Annotated in this window: 19 protein-coding genes; 18 read left to right on the top strand and 1 reads right to left on the bottom strand. The window is 53.0% G+C overall.

Annotated elements, in window-relative coordinates; all coding sequences use genetic code 11:
- The first annotated feature begins 13 nt into the window (after positions 1 to 13).
- The 10 genes from L0H14_RS00710 (at position 14) to L0H14_RS00665 (ending at position 10,131) form a co-directional block, all read left to right on the top strand.
- On the top strand, positions 14 to 2,926 hold the full coding sequence (locus L0H14_RS00710; protein ID WP_301421309.1) for a DNA translocase FtsK: 2,913 nt from the start codon (positions 14 to 16) through the stop codon (positions 2,924 to 2,926).
- Entirely contained in the window at positions 2,905 to 3,504 is a 600-nt protein-coding gene (pgsA, locus tag L0H14_RS00705; RefSeq protein ID WP_301415918.1) for a CDP-diacylglycerol--glycerol-3-phosphate 3-phosphatidyltransferase, read from the top strand. Before L0H14_RS00710 ends, pgsA begins: the two co-directional genes overlap by 22 nt.
- A 12-nt stretch (positions 3,505 to 3,516) precedes the next feature.
- On the top strand, positions 3,517 to 3,999 hold the full coding sequence (locus tag L0H14_RS00700) for a CinA family protein (RefSeq protein ID WP_301415920.1): 483 nt from the start codon (positions 3,517 to 3,519) through the stop codon (positions 3,997 to 3,999).
- Positions 4,000 to 4,213: 214 nt separating this feature from the next.
- Positions 4,214 to 4,654, top strand: coding sequence for a helix-turn-helix domain-containing protein (locus tag L0H14_RS00695; RefSeq protein ID WP_301421308.1), 441 nt, complete (start codon positions 4,214 to 4,216; stop codon positions 4,652 to 4,654).
- A 108-nt stretch (positions 4,655 to 4,762) separates the two neighbouring features.
- Positions 4,763 to 4,993, top strand: a complete 231-nt coding sequence (locus L0H14_RS00690; RefSeq protein WP_301415924.1) for a DUF3046 domain-containing protein — start codon at positions 4,763 to 4,765, stop codon at positions 4,991 to 4,993.
- Positions 4,994 to 5,197: 204 nt separating this feature from the next.
- Positions 5,198 to 6,250 (top strand): recombinase RecA, encoded by a 1,053-nt coding sequence (recA, locus tag L0H14_RS00685; RefSeq protein WP_301415926.1) that lies wholly within the window; start codon positions 5,198 to 5,200, stop codon positions 6,248 to 6,250.
- 5 nt (positions 6,251 to 6,255) lie between these two features.
- Complete coding sequence (locus tag L0H14_RS00680) at positions 6,256 to 6,792, top strand: regulatory protein RecX (protein ID WP_301415928.1); 537 nt, start codon at positions 6,256 to 6,258, stop codon at positions 6,790 to 6,792.
- Positions 6,789 to 8,306: a tRNA (N6-isopentenyl adenosine(37)-C2)-methylthiotransferase MiaB gene (miaB, locus tag L0H14_RS00675; protein ID WP_301415930.1), complete on the top strand. Its 1,518-nt coding sequence runs from the start codon at positions 6,789 to 6,791 to the stop codon at positions 8,304 to 8,306. Before L0H14_RS00680 ends, miaB begins: the two co-directional genes overlap by 4 nt.
- On the top strand, positions 8,296 to 9,210 hold the full coding sequence (miaA, locus tag L0H14_RS00670) for a tRNA (adenosine(37)-N6)-dimethylallyltransferase MiaA (protein WP_301415932.1): 915 nt from the start codon (positions 8,296 to 8,298) through the stop codon (positions 9,208 to 9,210). Before miaB ends, miaA begins: the two co-directional genes overlap by 11 nt.
- 9 nt (positions 9,211 to 9,219) lie before the next feature.
- Positions 9,220 to 10,131: a hypothetical protein gene (locus L0H14_RS00665; RefSeq protein WP_301415934.1), complete on the top strand. Its 912-nt coding sequence runs from the start codon at positions 9,220 to 9,222 to the stop codon at positions 10,129 to 10,131.
- Here L0H14_RS00665 and L0H14_RS00660 read toward each other — a convergent pair.
- Positions 10,102 to 10,983, bottom strand: coding sequence for a methyltransferase (locus tag L0H14_RS00660; protein ID WP_336621679.1), 882 nt, complete (start codon positions 10,981 to 10,983; stop codon positions 10,102 to 10,104). The genes L0H14_RS00665 and L0H14_RS00660 overlap by 30 nt on opposite strands.
- Between L0H14_RS00660 and hflX the strand changes: the two genes are divergently transcribed.
- The 8 genes from hflX (at position 10,972) to priA (ending at position 18,480) form a co-directional block, all read left to right on the top strand.
- Positions 10,972 to 12,510 (top strand): GTPase HflX, encoded by a 1,539-nt coding sequence (gene hflX / locus L0H14_RS00655; protein ID WP_301415936.1) that lies wholly within the window; start codon positions 10,972 to 10,974, stop codon positions 12,508 to 12,510. The genes L0H14_RS00660 and hflX overlap by 12 nt on opposite strands.
- Positions 12,500 to 14,542: an ATP-dependent DNA helicase gene (locus L0H14_RS00650; protein ID WP_301415938.1), complete on the top strand. Its 2,043-nt coding sequence runs from the start codon at positions 12,500 to 12,502 to the stop codon at positions 14,540 to 14,542. The genes hflX and L0H14_RS00650 overlap by 11 nt, the downstream gene beginning before the upstream one ends.
- A 147-nt stretch (positions 14,543 to 14,689) precedes the next feature.
- The gene (locus tag L0H14_RS00645; protein WP_301415940.1) at positions 14,690 to 15,043 is read left to right on the top strand and encodes a LysM peptidoglycan-binding domain-containing protein; all 354 of its coding nucleotides are present in this window, start codon (positions 14,690 to 14,692) and stop codon (positions 15,041 to 15,043) included.
- A 62-nt stretch (positions 15,044 to 15,105) separates the two neighbouring features.
- Positions 15,106 to 16,221 (top strand): histidinol-phosphate transaminase, encoded by a 1,116-nt coding sequence (locus L0H14_RS00640; RefSeq protein WP_301415942.1) that lies wholly within the window; start codon positions 15,106 to 15,108, stop codon positions 16,219 to 16,221.
- 79 nt (positions 16,222 to 16,300) lie between these two features.
- Positions 16,301 to 16,918, top strand: a complete 618-nt coding sequence (gene hisB / locus L0H14_RS00635) for an imidazoleglycerol-phosphate dehydratase HisB (protein ID WP_301415944.1) — start codon at positions 16,301 to 16,303, stop codon at positions 16,916 to 16,918.
- Positions 16,918 to 17,556: an imidazole glycerol phosphate synthase subunit HisH gene (gene hisH / locus L0H14_RS00630; protein WP_301415946.1), complete on the top strand. Its 639-nt coding sequence runs from the start codon at positions 16,918 to 16,920 to the stop codon at positions 17,554 to 17,556. The genes hisB and hisH overlap by 1 nt, the downstream gene beginning before the upstream one ends.
- Positions 17,557 to 17,721 carry a hypothetical protein gene (locus L0H14_RS00625; protein ID WP_301415948.1) on the top strand — a complete coding sequence of 55 codons (165 nt, stop codon included), beginning with the start codon at positions 17,557 to 17,559 and terminating at the stop codon, positions 17,719 to 17,721.
- Between the two features lie 12 nt (positions 17,722 to 17,733).
- On the top strand, positions 17,734 to 18,480 hold the full coding sequence (gene priA, locus L0H14_RS00620) for a bifunctional 1-(5-phosphoribosyl)-5-((5-phosphoribosylamino)methylideneamino)imidazole-4-carboxamide isomerase/phosphoribosylanthranilate isomerase PriA (protein ID WP_301415950.1): 747 nt from the start codon (positions 17,734 to 17,736) through the stop codon (positions 18,478 to 18,480).
- Positions 18,481 to 18,485 lie beyond the last annotated feature (5 nt).

Here is an 18,485-nt window from a genome sequence, read left to right as displayed (position 1 = left end):
TAGCCTAGACGGTATGGCGACACGTACTTCCCCTGCCCGTTCGTCGAACAAGAAGTCTAATTCGAAATCGAAAAAGACGACTGCGACAACGGAAGAGACCCCGTATAACGTAACTGAGACCACCCAACCGTGGGTGGTCCGGGCGGTCACGCGATTCTGGTCTGCCCTAGCCACTCCGTTCGGCGGTGCCGTGCGGAAAATGGGACCAGACGTTGCCATCCCGGTTGATAAACGCCGTGATGGCACCGGATTCTTCGTTCTCATTCTCGCAATGATTATCGCCTGGACCTTCTGGTGGGCGCCAGCCAGCGATCCGGCTGTAGGATCCTTTATTTACCACGTCGTTGCCGGTACATTTGGTTGGTTTTCCATCCTGCTACCACTGGTCTTAATGGTCATCGCTGTGCGATTTTTCCGTTTTCCACAGGAACACAGCGCAAACGGGCGCATCTTTTTCGGCTTGCTCTTTGCAACGATTTCAGGCTCGAGCATCAGCCAGCTGGTCTTTGAAAACCCTTCTATGGGTGCAGCGCTCGAAGAGAAACTTACCTCTGGCGGCGTCGTCGGGTATCTCATTGTGGATCCACTAGCTACGTTGGTGACCCCCGTACCGGTGTGGATACTCACCATCCTTATTGCCTTTTTCTCCGTGCTCGTCATCACCGCTACTCCGGTCGGGAAGATTCCCAGTCGCCTGGTGGGCTCTTATCATTGGTTAACCGGCCAAGACTCTGGGGCCAGTAACGCAAACCGCGCGATCGACGAAGCAGAGTCAGAGCATCCAAACACTGGTCACGATCAATCGTACCTACACCAGCACGAACGTCAGCCGAAAGCCGCTCCTAAACAGCCCGGCTTCTTCGCACGGCTATTTGGTACAAAATCCGCGCAGAAAACTGACGACGAGGGCCAACCTCTGGTCGGTGACGAAGCATTCGCTTCTGCGATCATTGACGACGAAGAACCTGTTCCCGCCGTGGAAATACTCGGCGATGTCGAAGAGGGACCGGCTCCTGTGTCGCGTCCCCAGGCCAATAAGCAAACCCAAGTCATGGATTTTGGGTCGCTCTTCGAGGGCGAAGAAGCGGCTGACTCTGCGACTGAGGTTGTGGGGGAAGAACAAGCAGGCTCCGATGAATCGGAAGAGCCCGCTGTACGACCGGGCGTACGACGTCCAACCGCAGATGAAATTGCCCTACAGCAGGCACGTGATAATGCAGGACTTGGGGAAGAAACGCCCGAAGTACCGGCTACTGAAGTTGCAAAACCTGCGCAAAACTTGCCAACGATTCCTGCCCGCTCTGAACAGCTAGAACTCGACGGCGATGTCACCTACACTCTGCCTGGCATGGATATGCTGCCTCAGGGACCGCCTGCCAAAGACCGGTCTGCGGTCAATGACCGTGTAGTTGCCGCCCTGGACACAGTTTTTAGTCAATTCAAAGTAGAAGCCGAGGTCACCGGGTTTTCACGCGGTCCGACGGTTACACGCTATGAAGTCGAAGTTTCCCCTGGGACCAAGGTAGAAAAAGTTACCAATCTGGAACGCAACATTGCCTATGCGGTTGCCTCAACCGATGTTCGGGTTCTGTCACCAATCCCAGGTAAATCTGCGATCGGTGTCGAAATTCCCAACACCGATAAGGAAATTGTTGCCCTGGGTGATGTGCTGCGTTCGAACGCAGCACGTAAGACCGAGCACTCAATGGTCATGGGCGTGGGTAAAGACGTCGAAGGCGGTTACGTAATGGCCAACCTGGCCAAAATGCCGCACCTCTTGGTTGCAGGTGCAACCGGCGCCGGTAAATCGGCATTCGTCAACTCTCTGATCACATCGATTCTGATGCGTGCCACCCCGGATGACGTTCGCATGGTGCTGGTGGATCCAAAACGCGTAGAACTCACCGCCTATCAGGGTGTCCCACACCTGGTGACCCCGATTATCACGGACCCCAAAAAAGCCTCTGAAGTGCTCCAGTGGGTTGTTGACGAAATGGATACTCGTTACGATGACCTCGCGTATTTTGGTTTTAAGCACATTGACGATTTCAACAATGCTGTGCGTGCTGGCAAAGTCGTACTTCCACCGGATTCCAAGCGGAAGCTCAAGCCATATCCGTACTTGTTAGTCATCATTGATGAACTGGCAGACCTCATGATGGTTGCACCACGCGACGTTGAAGATGCCGTCGTACGTATCACGCAGTTGGCACGTGCAGCCGGAATCCACCTTGTTCTGGCTACCCAGCGGCCGTCTGTCGATGTCGTGACTGGTTTGATTAAAGCAAACGTCCCATCACGAATGGCTTTCTCTACCTCTTCGGTGACGGACTCACGAGTGGTACTGGACCAACCTGGCGCCGAAAAATTGTTGGGGCAAGGTGACGCCTTATTCCTGCCAATGGGTATGTCCAAGCCTATGCGCGTCCAGGGCGCCTGGGTGAACGAATCTGAGATTCGCGATGTTGTCGAACACGTTAAGTCACAGATGCAGGTTCAATACCGAGAAGATGTCTTGCCTGAGAAGCAGGCGAAAGTTATTGACGAAGATATCGGTGATGACCTCGAAGACTTGCTACAGGCAGTGGAACTTGTGGTCACCTCACAATTTGGGTCAACCTCAATGCTGCAACGAAAGCTACGTGTTGGATTTGCTCGTGCCGGCCGATTGATGGACCTCATGGAATCTCGAGGCGTCGTTGGTCCTTCAGAAGGGTCCAAAGCGCGAGACGTGCTCGTCAAGCCCGATGAATTGGCCGAAGTAATGGGCAACATCAAGGGCGAAGATACCCAGCCGAAGGCTAATCACGTAGACCACAGCAGTTCGCAGGCGTTCGACAGCCCTGTCGAGGCTGATATCCCAGACTATTATGATCCAACTGATGACAGTGAATCCGAGGACGCATGGCAGCTAACGGGCAGGTAAGCGCATTCAATCTCCCCAATGTGCTCACCAGTATTCGCATACTGTTGGTCCCATTTTTTGTCTGGGCCCTCTGGCAGTCAGGTACGTTTGGCGACGAGTCCATGCAGGCTCGTTGGCTAGCGGTGGTAATATTCTCCGTCGCTATGTACACCGACAAACTTGATGGTGACATTGCCCGGGCTAGAGGACTAGTAACGAACTTCGGCAAAATTGCGGATCCAATTGCAGACAAGTTCCTGACCGGTGCCGCTTGGATCACTATGTCTCTCTTAGGCGAGATTTGGTGGTGGATCACGATCGTGATTCTGCTCCGTGAATGGGGTATAACCATAATGCGCCTCATGATGCTGCGTACCCGCGTACTGCCAGCGAGCCGTGGCGGCAAAATCAAGACTGTGCTTCAGACAGCTGCGATTCTTGCACTCCTGCTGCCATTAGCACCCTTTATAGGTGAGTGGTGGCTGTGGTTCGGTTGGGCCATCGTGATTGCTGCCCTATTTGTCACGTTGGTGACCGGTTTGGACTACGTGATCAAAGCCGCTACTGCGCCGAAGGAAGAGTCCCAAACTGAAAAGTGAATCGAGCGGATTGTGACTGATAGCTATAATGCCGAACAGATTGTTGCACAGTTAAGGCAAAATAATTTGACCGTAGCCACGGCAGAATCCCTTACAGCCGGTATGTTGAGTTCAGCCATTGCTGATGTATCTGGAGCCTCGACAGTCTTGCATGGTGGAATCATCGCGTACAACAACGCTATAAAACATCGACTGCTGGGAGTCTCCGCAGATACTCTTGCGGCACGGGGCGCCGTAGATGCTGAAACTGCCAAACAAATGGCTCGAGGCGCACGAGAACGCCTGAACGCAGACCTTGGTATCGCAACCACCGGTGTTGCAGGACCCGACCCGTCAGAGGGGAAGGCCGTAGGGATCGTATTTATCGCTCTCGCCACAGCTGAGGAGACATCCGCCAAGTTGCTACGTTTTGGCGGGAACCGGGAGAAAATACGCCGTTCGACGGTAGCCGCAAGCCTCAAGCTAATGGCAGAATGGCTAGAACGATACGGTTAAGCATGTCTTCACGGGGCACATATGTGGTGGTGTTCGAAAGACCGGATTTATGTGTGCTATAGCACACAGGGCGCCAATTTGAAAGAAATTATGAATAATTTGATCCCTCCGGGAACAAATTCGACAACACATGTGTTGTGTAATGGTGGAAGGTCTTAGAATCCTATGCTCCTCCAGCAGGGATTCATGTACATACAGGAGATGGTGGTTAAATATGATGAGAGAACCGGTTGTCGTAAATGGTGTGACTCGTTGGCTGAAGGCTGGCGAATCCTTGAGCCAGCAAAACGAGTCCAAGGAGCCCACCATGCCAGTGCTGCGTGAAGAGATTGGATACGTTCTACGTGACGTTCGTCAACGCCAGGGACGCACCCTGCGCGAAGTGTCGCACGACGCACGCGTATCTCTGGGATACCTCTCCGAAGTGGAACGCGGTCAGAAGGAAGCATCCTCTGAACTGCTGAGTGCTATCACCGCAGCACTCGATATTCCACTATCTGTGATGCTCCGCGAAGTGTCCGATCGCATTGCCGTTGAAGAAGCAGTGCAGATTCCTGACACTATTCCCGCCGAGCTGGCACATCGTTACGCCCAACAACAACAGCAGCAGCAAGGCGATGGTTTCAGCCGTGGCGATCAACTAGCTAACCGCTAGTCAGTCTGCGAGACGTTCAGAAGCTTTGAACTAGGCCGCAAGCCCTCTACGATAGCTAGAGGCTTGCGGCCTAACTTGTCTGCACTTTTCTGGCGTAGAGGACGATACATGAGAGAATCACATTTCTGGGCCCTTATCCAGGATGAATTTGGGTCCGCAAATGCTGGTGTGATTGCGTCATCGCTTGAATTACCTGGGCTGAACGCAACCGCACAGGACGCTTTGGCCAAGGGCATTGACCCCCGGACAGTATGGGCGGCCGTCTGTGATTTGCACGATATTCCACTCCACCAGCGACTAGGCAAAGACATTGAACCTCGCGACACCGGAGCGTTGTAAGACCCACCGACACGCTAAAAGGTGCTCGATATATAATTCTAAGTTTGTAGAATTATCCACAGGTTGCCACGAAGGTCGTAGTATCTCAAGGGTTTTCCACAATACGAATTTAGGTGGCTTATCGTGTCCTCGCAGCATCATAAACTTTTGAGCATGGCAGCAAGCTAATACGGCTTGCCATCTACAATTCAAGGAGAACAGAGTATGGCTTCAACAAATAATCGCGATAAAGCACTGGACGCAGCGCTTGCACAAATCGATAAGAATTACGGCAAGGGTTCGATCATGCGTCTTGGCGATGAAGTGCGGGCGCCACTCGAAGTGGTTCCGACGGGCTCTGTTGCACTGGACATTGCCTTGGGCATTGGTGGCTTGCCGCGCGGCCGCGTTGTTGAAATTTACGGACCAGAATCTTCGGGTAAAACAACCGTGGCTCTGCACGCAGTAGCCGAGGCTCAGCGTAAAGGCGGCATTGCTGCGTTCATCGACGCGGAACACGCACTCGATCCGGAATACGCGAAGAAGCTCGGGGTCGACACTGATGCCCTACTTGTTTCTCAGCCAGATACTGGGGAACAAGCGCTAGAAATCATGGACATGCTCATTGGCTCTGGTGCACTGGACATTGTCGTTATTGACTCGGTTGCAGCCTTGGTTCCGCGCGCTGAAATCGAAGGTGAAATGGGGGATACCCACGTCGGCCTCCAAGCACGGCTGATGTCGCAAGCACTACGTAAGATAACCGGACGTTTGGCTCAGTCAAAGACCACTGCCGTTTTCATCAACCAGCTGCGTGAGAAAGTGGGCGTGTTCTTTGGGTCGCCAGAAACCACTACCGGTGGTAAGGCCCTGAAGTTCTATTCCTCGGTGCGCATCGACATTCGTCGTATTGAGACACTCAAACAGGCCGGCGATCCTGTTGGTAACCGGACTCGCGCTAAGATCGTGAAGAACAAGATGGCGCCACCGTTCAAGCAGGCAGAGTTCGATATTCTTTACGGTGAAGGTATTTCACGTGAAGGTGGCTTGTTAGATATGGGCGTGGAACACAGCATCGTCCGTAAATCTGGTGCTTGGTACACCTACGATGGTGATCAGCTTGGTCAAGGGAAAGAAAATTCCCGTCGTTTCTTGAAAGATAATCCAGACCTGGCAGTCGAAATTGAAGAGCGTATCAAATCCACCCTTGGTGTCGGTGCAGAGAATCAAGAAGCCGATGACGAAGAAGTCGCTCTGAAAGCTGTAGAGGACGCCTAAGTCAGATGGTGGAACAGGAAGCTGATGGAGCAGACCTGAGCCAGAAGGCACGAAATATCGTGTTGCGCCAACTGTCTGCCGCGCCTAAAACGCGGCACCAGCTTGCCGAAAAGTTGATGCAGAGAGAACTTCCAGAAGACATCATTGACCAGGTGCTAGATCGTTTTGAAGAAGTTCAACTCATTGACGATGCGGCGTTTGCCGACAGTTGGGTTCGTTCCAGGCACTTTTCTAAGGGTTTAGCACGTCGAGCGCTAAGCATGGAACTTCGTAAAAGAGGCGTCGACGAACACGAGGCCGAGATTGCCTTGGAACAAGTGTCTGATGACGATGAATGGAATAAAGCGAATGAACTTGTAGCGCGTAAATTATCACGTACTGCCGTGCCTTCATCAACAGATCCGAAAGACCGCAAACAACGCGATAGAATGGTGCGACGCCTGGTGGGCATGTTATCCAGAAAAGGCTACCCGCCTGGAATGGCATTCAGCGTTGTAAAGGATGTTCTGAATGCCGACGACCTCGACCCCCTCAACGAATGAAAACGAGCACCGTGACTGAAGCAGTAACCGAACTTGCAACACCACGTTCATACGAGATCCGCACTTTTGGATGTCAGATGAACGTTCACGACTCGGAGCGTATCTCTGGCCTTCTTGAGTCCAATGGATATCTTGCGGCGGTTGAAGAATCTACCCCCGACCTTGTGGTCTTTAATACTTGTGCTGTGCGAGAGAATGCTTCAAATCGACTATACGGTCACCTTGGGAACCTCAAAGCGACGAAAGATGAACATCCCGGCATGCAAATTGCTGTTGGGGGCTGTCTGGCGCAAAAAGACCAAAACAGGATCGTGGAACGGGCCCCCTGGGTAGACGTGGTCTTTGGCACGCATAACATTGGCTCTTTACCCGTCTTGCTCAATCGATCACTCCATAACGACGAGGCTCAAGTTGAGCTCTTGGAGGCTTTGGAAACATTCCCCTCCACGCTGCCAACAAAGCGTGAGTCGAGTTATTCCGGATGGGTCTCTATCTCTGTTGGATGTAACAATACTTGTACCTTTTGTATTGTTCCTTCGCTGCGTGGAAAAGAAAAAGATCGTCGTCCGGGCGACATCCTGGCAGAAGTTCAAGCGCTAGTTGATGACGGTGCTGCAGAAGTAACGTTGCTTGGCCAAAACGTCAACACCTACGGAGTCGAGTTTCGAGATCGTCAAGCGTTCTCGAAGCTGTTGAGGGCAACAGGCGAAATTGACGGACTCGAACGCGTTCGTTTTACCAGTCCTCACCCGGCATCATTTACTGACGATGTCATTGATGCAATGGCTGAAACACCGAACGTCATGCCCCAACTCCATATGCCGTTACAGTCGGGCTCAGACACGATCTTGAAGTCTATGCGACGCTCTTATCGTTCAAAACGCTTCCTGGGCATCCTGGATAAAGTCCGGGAACGGATCCCACATGCAGCCGTTACGACAGATATTATCGTGGGATTCCCTGGTGAAACCGAAGACGACTTCCAACAGACGTTAGATGTTGTCCAAGCGTCTCGCTTTTCGATGGCATACACGTTCCAATATTCACCTAGGGAAGGCACTCCCGCAGCTGAGATGGAAGACCAGATACCAAAAGAGGTCGTACAAGAACGCTTCGAGCGTCTCGTTGCGCTCCAAGACCGGATTGCAGCAGAAGAATCTGCCAAGTTGGTTGGTACCCGTCAGGAATTGCTGGTGACCAATGACTCGGGTGCTCGAGATGACAAGACCGGTAGGTTAACCGGTAGAGCACCAGATAACCGTCTCGTCCACTTCAGTATGCCCGACGGAGTGGAACGGCCGCGTCCAGGTGATTTCGTTACGGTGCCTATTACCGAATCGCACTCATATCACCTCATCGCGGACCCGAACGCTGCCGAACAGTATGTGCTCCGTCGTTCTCGCGCTGGAGATGCATGGGATCGGGCACAAGCTGAATCGTGCGGTACATCCACTGGAGCACCTGCAAATGGCGTGAATCTAGGGCTACCAAGCTTGCGTGTCGGTGCAAACTAATACTCCGGTCATCGCCCTTGTCGGCGCAACCGCAACAGGTAAAACTCGTCTTGCTGTTGGTCTGGCTCACGCGCTCGACGGCGAAGTGGTCAATGCAGACTCCATGCAGTTCTACAAAGGCATGGATATAGGTACAGCTAAGGCCCCACTTGCCGAACGCGATGGCATCGTTCACCACCTTCTAGATATTTACGACCTCAGTATGGAAGCTAGCGTCGCAGAGTTCCAGCGCTTGGCACGCGATAAAATTCGCGAAATACGCTCTCGTGCAAAAACGCCAATCCTTACCGGTGGTTCTGGTTTGTACGTCAGGGCAGCACTGGACATCTTGGAATTTCCACCAACCGATGACGACCTGAGAGAACGACTTACCAGTCAGGTTAATCAATTTGGCGTTGCACATCTTGCTGCAGAACTCCGTGCCGTCGATCCAGATGCTGCGCGTCGACTTAAAGACGATCGCCGTATCATTCGTGCCGTGGAAGTCTACCGGCTGACAGGAAGACCATTTAGCTCATATATGCCGAGACGCCAATATGATCCGGACATGACTCCCGTGGTACAAATTGGCTTACGCATTGATCGGGCACGGCTACACGAACGCATTGAACAACGCGTCGCAGCTATGGTCGAGACTGGCTGGGTTGCTGAGGTCGAAAAGTTACTAGCAGCAGGATTAGCCGATGCGCCTACAGCTTCACGTGCAATAGGATATCGGCAGATGATGGGTTATCTTGCGGGCGCTACGACCCAACAAGCGGCAATTGATTCTACGATAGTAGCGACCCGACGGTTTGCTCGTCGCCAGGAAACCTGGTTCAAAGCCGATCCACGAGTACATTGGATCGATGCAGAAGACTCGGACCTCAAGACCCAAGCATTGGAAATCATAGAATCCAGTTAAGGTGATCATATGACCGCCGCTCCTCAATCCACCCAAGACCAGAACCGCGCAAGTCATGACCTCGACGGTACCCGGTTTGTAAAAATTACCGGACCGGTAGGGGACTGGGTCGTATTCTACGATCCGACCGATAGTGTGCAAATAACAGATACCCAGGCAGTGACATTGTGCGACCGCATTGCCGGTGTTGGTGCTACGGGCATCGTTGCTGTGAAACCAGCACTCGAACAGTCCAGCGCAACAGCCGCAGAGTACCGGCTCATGGCCTGGCAAGCAGACGGACAACCTGCTTCAAACATGACCGAACCGGCACGTATGGCAACCTGTATCTTGGCTGTGCTAAAGAAGATCGCGTCTGAGGAGACCAGCCATCACATATTCGAAACAGATTTTGGCCCGATCACCACGGTCTACACACCCTCATATATTGGTGTTGACATTGGAAGTTGGAAATTTTCAGACGCAGAAACAGCCGTTGCCGCGGGGTCTGATGTCTTAGTTATGGCGGCCGGACTTCTGGATCCTCGTCCTGGGCTGAGCATTCATATTCAGAGCAACCACGTGACCGTTGCTGTAGAAACGCTCGAGGAACTCGAGACTATTGATCTGGAGCAGCAACCCTCAATTGAGCCGCCAGCTCCCAGGCTCACAAGCATCAATTTCGTCATTCCTCAAGACCCGCTGATGACAAGTGGCATGGGACAATTACGTTTGCGTAACTATACAGGAAAACAACATGGGCACGACCTTGCATCGGCGGCAGCGGCAGCCTCCGTCGCTTTACAAAACTGGACTAGCTTAGACCAACTGAACGTTTGGAACGTCGCGACCCAACACGGGGATATTGTTGTACAGATCCATGATCAGGATAGGCTGTCGACTTTTGCGAAATTAACGGCTGTATTCTTTGGGAAGCTCTAATTCTCTTGCAATATGAAGCACACGAAAACCTTTGTGTGTCGCAGCACGGCGTACGGTGAATTGGTCAGGACTCTCTTCCTGAAGCATTTTGTCGATCCACGGCATCAGTGAATCGGCCCCGAGTTTTTTAGCAACCACCAACCAAGCATCTCCGCCGGGATTCAGTGTAGGCAACCAACGAATTAATAGTTCGTGGAGGGCCTTCTTCCCAATGCGAATCGGAGGATTAGACCAGATCAGGTCGAAACCTGTATCCGCGTTCACTTCATCGGGATGTTTGACAGTAATATTCGATATGCCAAGCTGGCTAGCGTTTTTTTCTGTTAACTTGGCGGCACGTTCGTTGACCTCTATGGCCAGAACGTCTGCATTTGGCGCAAGCATGCCAAGTGTGAGAGCAATAGGCCCCCAGCCTGAACCGATGTCTAGAAAACTTCCCTCTTGGGGAGGAGCCGGCACGGTGTCCAATAAAACTTCGGTGCCACGATCAAGACCATCGGGAGAGAAAATGTTGCCGGCAGTGTCGACTGTGAAAGCTTCACCGGCAATCTGTACATCAATGCGGCGGCGGCGCTCTTCACCTGTAGGGGCAGCGGAAAAGTAATGCTCGTTCATTACCAGCCAGTCTAATACTTTCTCACCGGAGTATTTGCAGGCACGGTAGGCCATAGTGCAGCGTTGCGCTTTGGAATACAGGATGCTGGAAATGCGTTGTTCCAGATAACAGCGAGTTGCCGAAAAGCAATGAACATTCACCAGCACCGACCTATGATGGCGGGCCTGGGAAAGACATATATGAGATACTGCTAGATAAGGATTTAGCCTCTGAACAAGGAGAAAATGGTCAGTCAATACGAGCCCTCTGAGCCGCACGTCGATCAGCAAGTCAAAGCGTTGATCGATCGAATTCTATCTGCCGATGATGCCCAGCCATCGCGCAGCAGCGCTGCCCTACCAGATGTAGCGGCAGGTGCTCAAGCGCTCGATGACGGAGCATCAAACCATACTGAGTTTGATGGTGACCAATTTGAGTTAGAACAACGCCAAGCACTCCGCCGAGTTGCAGGACTTTCGACCGAACTCGAAGACGTTAGCGAAGTTGAATACCGAAAACTTCGGCTGGAACATGTGGTACTTGCAGGCTTGTGGACGGAAGGTTCCGTCGTCGAAGCAGAACATTCTCTGCGCGAGCTAGCAGCATTGGCCAGCACGGCAGGATCAACAGTGCTCGATGGGATTATCCAGCGCCGCCATGCCCCAGATCCTGCAACGTTCCTGGGGCGAGGTAAAGCTCGGCAGCTTGCTGACGTGGTTCGCGAACACGGCGCTGATACGGTTATCGTTGATACTGAGTTAGCACCATCGCAGCGCAGGGGCCTCGAGGACGTTGTTGGGGTCAAAGTTATTGACCGCACAGCCTTGATTTTGGATATCTTCGCTCAGCATGCGCAATCAAAAGAGGGGAAAGCTCAAGTCGAGCTGGCCCAGCTTGAATACTTGCTGCCGCGTCTGCGTGGTTGGGGTGAATCGATGTCACGCCAGGCTGGTGGTCAGGCCGCCGGCGGTGCCGGTATTGGCTCACGTGGGCCAGGTGAAACGAAGATTGAACTTGACCGCCGTCGTATTCGTGACCGAATGGCGAAACTGCGGCGCGACATCAAACACATGAAGAATGCGCGTGTTACAAAACGTGCTCGACGCCGTCGTAACCAGGTGCCTTCCGTTGCTATTGCCGGATACACCAACGCTGGCAAGTCTTCAATTCTCAATCGGTTGACCAAGGCAGGCGTTCTTGTCGAAAACGCGCTGTTTGCCACGTTGGATCCCACGGTCCGTGGTACGCAAACTGAAGATGGTGTTGCCTACACACTGACCGATACTGTTGGCTTCGTTCGGCAATTACCAACTCAGTTGGTTGAAGCGTTTCGATCAACCTTGGAAGAAGTCGAAGAAGCAGATCTCATTTTGCACGTTGTTGACGCCTCCCACCCGGAGCCCGAGGCGCAGATTGAAGCGGTACATAAGGTATTTGCGGATACACAGATCAACGACATGACTGAAGTCATTATTTTCAATAAAGCCGATGCGGCAGATCCTCTCGTGTTGGTGCGGTTACGACGTCGTTACCCCAACGCTGTCATAGTATCTGCTGCCTCCGGCGAGGGTTTTGCTGAACTTGAATCAACTATCGCAGCAGCATTACCACGACCTTCTGTGCACATGGATCTCTTGGTGCCATATACCGAGGGCGACGTTGTACACCGGCTACACTCGGATGACACTGAAATTCTGGCTGAAACATATGAGGCAGAAGGTACGGCGATGACGGTCGTCGTCTACCCTGAAGATAAGGACCAGTACCTAAGCTATGTCCGGTAATCAACCGGTAGACACCAAGCAATCTAGCCAAGCGCAAACCCAAGTTGGAACGTGGCTGGCTGACGCCGTCGACGCACTTGGTGGGCAAACGCGTCCGGGGCAACAGCAAATGGCCCAAGAGGTCACCAATGCGTTTGAAACAGGCACCCATTTACTGGTGCAGGCAGGCACCGGCACCGGAAAGTCTTTAGCGTATTTAGTACCTGCCGTCGACTATGCGCTGGGTAACGACTCACCAGTCGTGATTGCAACGGCGACGTTGGCGCTTCAAACCCAGATTATCAACCGCGATTTGCCGCGCCTGTTAGACACGCTTGGCCCATCATTGCCAAGAACCGTTGATGTGGCATTACTAAAAGGTCGGGCAAATTATGTGTGCAAACATAAATTACACGGTGCTGCGACCGAGGCCGATGACGAGAGCCTGCTTGGGTCGACGGATGTAACCGGTCAACCCTTATCTCAGTTAGGTGAAGAGGTTGTTCGCTTGCGTAACTGGGCCGAAGACACCGACTCGGGGGACCGGGATGATCTAAAACCTGGTGTGACCGATGAAGCGTGGCGTCAAATTTCGGTGACAGCGCGTGAATGTATCGGTGCATCCAAATGCCCCTTCGCAGAAGAATGTTTTTCTGAACTTGCCCGTGAGGCTGCAGGAAAAGCAGACATTGTCGTTACGAATCATGCCATGTTGGCGATTGCTGCTTTCGAAGATTTAAACCTTATGCCCGAAACGGATGCAATCGTTATTGACGAAGCACACGAGCTCACTGATCGGGTGACCTCGGCAGTTACCTCGCATTTGTCAGGTCCGATGATTCGTAATGTCGCCAAGCAAGCGCGTCAAGAGGCTTCGGTCGTGGCCTCTGATCTCACGGATGCTGCAGCGGGGCTGGAAGCTGCGTTTACTCCGGCACCAACCGGCTGGTTTGCCCAGGGACTTAATGAGCATCAGCTCACTGCGCTCGAATCAGTGCGGGATGAGACACGACAGATGATGAGCGATCTGAAAGAACCAGGTGCTAAAGAAGCCGAAGATTCTGACCGGCAGCTGGTGAAAAATCGGTTGAGCGAAATTCTCGAAACTTCGGAGTTACTTATTTCAGCCGGTTCGCAGCCCAAAGGGGATACCGTCGTCTGGGCGACCAGGCCATCCCATTTCGAACCAGGCCAAGGGTGGGTTGAAGCCGACCCGTACAGCGCGCCGCTACTGTATGCTGCGCCCCTTTCAATCGCCGGGAAATTTCGAGACAAACTGCTCAACGTATCCACCACCATCCTGACGTCAGCGACATTAGCCGTTGGTGGAAAATTTGATGCAATTGTTGGCGATTTGGGCTTCACACTCAACGGTGGAGCGAAGTACAAAACTTTGGATGTTGGTAGCCCCTTTGATTACCCAAAACAGGGCATCCTCTACGTGGCTCAAGATCTGCCCAAGCCGGGCCCACAGCCCTCGGCTCTAACCCATGAACGTCTCGAACAACTTCTTGAGGCATCCAAGGGAGGTGCGCTCTGCCTCTTTTCATCACGCAGCGCAGCTAAATCTGCAGCTGAAGAAATGCGACGCCGTTTTGGCGATAAACTGAACATCCTTTTGCAAGGTGAATCAACGCTATCCGGACTTATCGATGAGTTCACAGAAGACGCGCGCACGTGTCTCTTCGGGACTCTCACACTTTGGCAGGGAGTTGACGTGCCCGGTGATGCTCTGCGGTTGGTCACCATAGACCGAATTCCGTTCCCACGCCCGGATGATCCTCTGGCCTCCGCTAGGTCTCGATATATCAGCCAGCGAGGCGGTAACGGTTTCATGGCTGTGTCAGCAAACCACGCTGCGGTACGTCTGGCGCAGGGTGCCGGACGACTTATTCGGTCAACCTCGGATCGCGGAGTTGTTGCCATATTGGATTCGAGACTAGCGACCGCCGGATACGGCGGATTCTTGAAAGCTTCTATGCCCGAATTTTGGGCGACTCGGTCTACTGAGCAAGCGCTCTCGAGCCTAAAACGGTTATCCGCCGAAATCTAGGGTCCTGCCTACGATGCCATCGGCGTTATGTTGTGTAAGGAAATTCTCGGTCATGCTGACCGTCATCTTCCCTGGCTTATCATGTCCCACCCCGTTGGTTCAATGAATGTATCGAACATTCGAAAAGAACAACGGAAGGAACTTGCGATGGCTACGACGACGAATATCCGCAGTGCAACACCGATTCCCAAATTGACCTCGAGAGGTCGTTGTGTACTTCAGCTGACCGTTGGCCTAGTAGTTGTTGTGTTGACAGCCGTGTCGATAGCAGCTTTTGCGCCTCAACAACCGATGTCCTCCGCTGTCGCTGCTGATCACGAGGGGACAGCAAATTACGAACAGATCGTGGTCCAGCCAGGTGACACCCTGTGGGGTATTTCCACGCGTCTGTCAGACAATGACGATCAATCAGCTGTTCTCAACAAGATTCTGACGTATAACCATCTTGAAACATCCGAGTTGGAAGTTGGCCAGGTTTTATTCATCCCCGTATCGGAGTAGACGGTATACGTTTTGGGCGTCACTCAGCACTGCATCCGTGAAGTCCCAGCTAAGCTGTTGCCGTGACTAATCAGCAAGAACAAGCCAAAACAGCTGCCCTAGAAGCGCTGCCACTTCGTGACAACTTGCGTGGGCAATCTCCCTATGGTGCCCCACAGCTTGAAGTAACGCACCTTTTGAACACGAATGAGAATACGCATCCGGTGCCTCAACGCGTTGTCGACGCAATTGGCAAGGCGGTGCATTCCGCAGCATCTTCGCTGAATCGCTACCCCGATCGAGAATTTACTGAACTTCGGCAGCGTTTGGCGGCCTATTTGGGACACGGCCTCACCGAAAATAACGTTTGGGCGGCCAATGGCTCCAACGAAGTGCTACAGCAGGTCCTGCAGGCGTTCGGCGGCCCGGGCCGGACAGTGCTCAGTTTTCCGCCGACCTACTCCATGTATCCATTGCTTGCCTCCGGAACAAACACCGAATACATCAGCGGTGTGCGAGCTGATGATTTTACACTGACACCAGAAGAAGCCGCACGCCAGGTGCGAGACACTGCGCCAGACATCGTATTTTTATGCTCACCCAACAATCCCACTGGGACGGCACTGGGACTCGATGTCGTTGAAGCGGTCTATCAAGCAGGCGAGCAGTTCAACGCCATCGTCGTTGTAGACGAGGCCTACGAGGAATTCTCACTTTCGGGTACAGAATCAGCTTTAACGTTGCTTGACAGTCGTGAGCGTCTGATTGTTTCACGCACCATGTCAAAAGCATTTGCTCTAGCAGGGGCCCGTCTCGGATATTTAGCAACATCCTCACAAGTCACCGACGCATTGCGTCTGGTGCGTCTGCCATACCACCTGTCGTCGATCACTCAGGCTGCAGCGAACGCAGCCCTTGAGCACGTGGATGTGTTATTGGCAACGGTTGACGAAATCAAAGCTCAGCGCGATCGGATCGTGAGTGAACTACAAGAGATGGGTCTGAAACCCGCCGTTTCCGATTCGAACTTCGTATTCTTTGGCTGGTTCGAAGACGCGCACGCGGTATGGCAAGGACTGCTAGACCGAGGTGTTTTGATCAGGGATGTGGGTATACCACACCATCTGCGTGTAACAGCAGGGACCGCTGAAGAAACCACCGCGTTCCTTGTTGCGCTTCGCGAGGTAATCAGCGCCTAGAATGGCCTGAAAATATACGGCGGCGATTACAATGAATTGTCGCACCCAAATCCGCCTAATAAGGAGTTTCCTGACCTCTATGGCAGCTGAATTGATCTCGGGCCGAAAAGCGTCGATGAGACGTACGACTTCCGAGTCGGACGTCTACGTTGAACTTGACCTTGATGGTACCGGTATCTCCGATATTTCGACCGGCGTACCGTTTTTTGACCACATGCTGGATGCTCTGAGCCGTCACTCGCTCATGGACCTCACCGTTCAAGCAACAGGTGATACTCATATTGATGTACACCATACGGTCGAAGACACCGCGATCACATTGGGCGAGGTATTCAAAGTTGCCCTGGGCGATAAGCGTGGCATTCGTCGCTATGGGGAAGCCACTATACCAATGGACGAAGCTCTAGCACGCGCAGTAGTCGACCTCTCCGGCCGACCATATTTCCTGCATGAGGGAGAATCGGAGGCTCAGGTCTACCACCTGATCGGGGGGCACTTCACCGGTGCCATGACTCGTCACGTTTTCGAATCCTTCAGCCATCACGCTGCCATCAACGTGCACATCGATTTGCTGCGCGGCAGGGATCCCCACCACATTGTTGAAGTGCAGTTCAAAGCATTCGCGCGTGCGCTCCGTCAAGCCATTGAGCAGGACCCAAGAGTTGATGGGATTCCTTCCACTAAGGGTGCGCTCTAGTGTCCAGCAAGGAATTAACTATTGCAATTGCCGACTACGGCATAGGCAACCTGGGATCACTGGCTAATGCCTTCACCTATATCGGTGCCAACGTAGTGATCACATCTCGTGGCGCTGACCTCGTAGCAGCTGACGGAATGGTGTTACCGGGTAACGGAGCGTTTTCTGCATGCAAACAAGCCATGGACAAACTTAGCATTTCACGCTGGGTCGGGCAGCGCGTATCGGGCGGCCGTCCAGTGCTTGGGATATGTGTGGGGCACCAAGTCCTCTTTGACGATTCGACCGAATTTGGAAACCATGAAGGCCTGGGCGAATGGCCAGGTACCGTTGAAAAACTCAGAGCGGAAACCGTTCCACACCTGGGGTGGCGCACCATACGACCTGCCGAAAACAGCACCCTATTCGCAGGTCTGCATGACGAACGCTTCTACTTCGCCCATTCGTATGCGGTGCTGGAATGGAACTTTGACCAAGGTATGGAAGTCATGGAGCCACCACAAGTTTCGTGGTCTAACCACGGCGGAGAATTTATTGCTGCTGTAGAAAACGGACCGTTGACTGGTGTGCAATTTCATCCAGAACTTTCCGGCCACGCCGGTATACAACTGTTAAAAAATTGGTTAGGAACACTATAAATGCCTTGGTGGTCGACACTGCTACTGGCACTAGGCGGAATCTTGATGGGTGGCGCCTGGTCACTGCACAGACAAAAAGCGCCGATTTGGGTCCGCATTGCCGCTATCATCCTCGCCGCCCTTGCAATTATTGCGGCATTCTTTACCATCCCATGGGCTGACTAACAACGGAGAAAAATGTCCACACCACTAGAACTTTTACCCGCCGTCGATGTTCAGGACGGCCAAGCCGTGCGTCTCGTTCAGGGTGCTTACGGTACCGCAACTAACTACGGGGACCCATTTGAAGCGGCAATTGGTTGGCAACAGGCGGGTGCCGAATGGCTCCACCTGGTTGACCTGGACGCTGCGTTCGGGCACGGTCATAATCGAGAAATCATCCGTCGCATCACGAGTGAACTCGGCATCAAAATTGAATTATCAGGCGGTTTGCGCGATGACGCTTCCTTAGATGAAGCACTCGAAATGGGTGCCACACGCGTCAACCTTGGCACTGCTGCCCTGGAAAACCCGGCATGGACCGCGCAAGTGATCGAAAAATATGGTGACAAGATTGCTGTAGGCCTCGACGTGCGTGGCGAGAAGCTTGCGACCCGCGGTTGGGTCGAAGAAGGTGGCAACATCTGGGACGTGCTCGAACAGCTCGAAGAAGCTGGCTGTGCACGTTATGTCGTCACGGACATCACAAAAGACGGTACCCTGACCGGCCCAAATACTGACCTGCTTGTCGAGATCGCCGAAAAAACGGGAAAACCTGTGATTGCCTCTGGCGGGATCTCGACTCTGGACGATATTGCCAAACTTACCGGCATGGTTGATCGCGGCATCGAAGGCGCCATTATCGGCAAAGCACTATATGCTGGCCAATTCACGCTGCACCAGGCCCTACAGGTCGCAAACGGTAGCGCAGTGAAAGACGTCTAACCGAC

It is taken from the genome of Yaniella sp., from assembly GCF_030453185.1.
Taxonomy (GTDB): Bacteria; Actinomycetota; Actinomycetes; order Actinomycetales; family Micrococcaceae; genus Yaniella.
The sequence above is the reverse complement of the archived record's forward strand: the minus strand, read 5'-3'. Positions and strand labels throughout refer to the sequence as shown.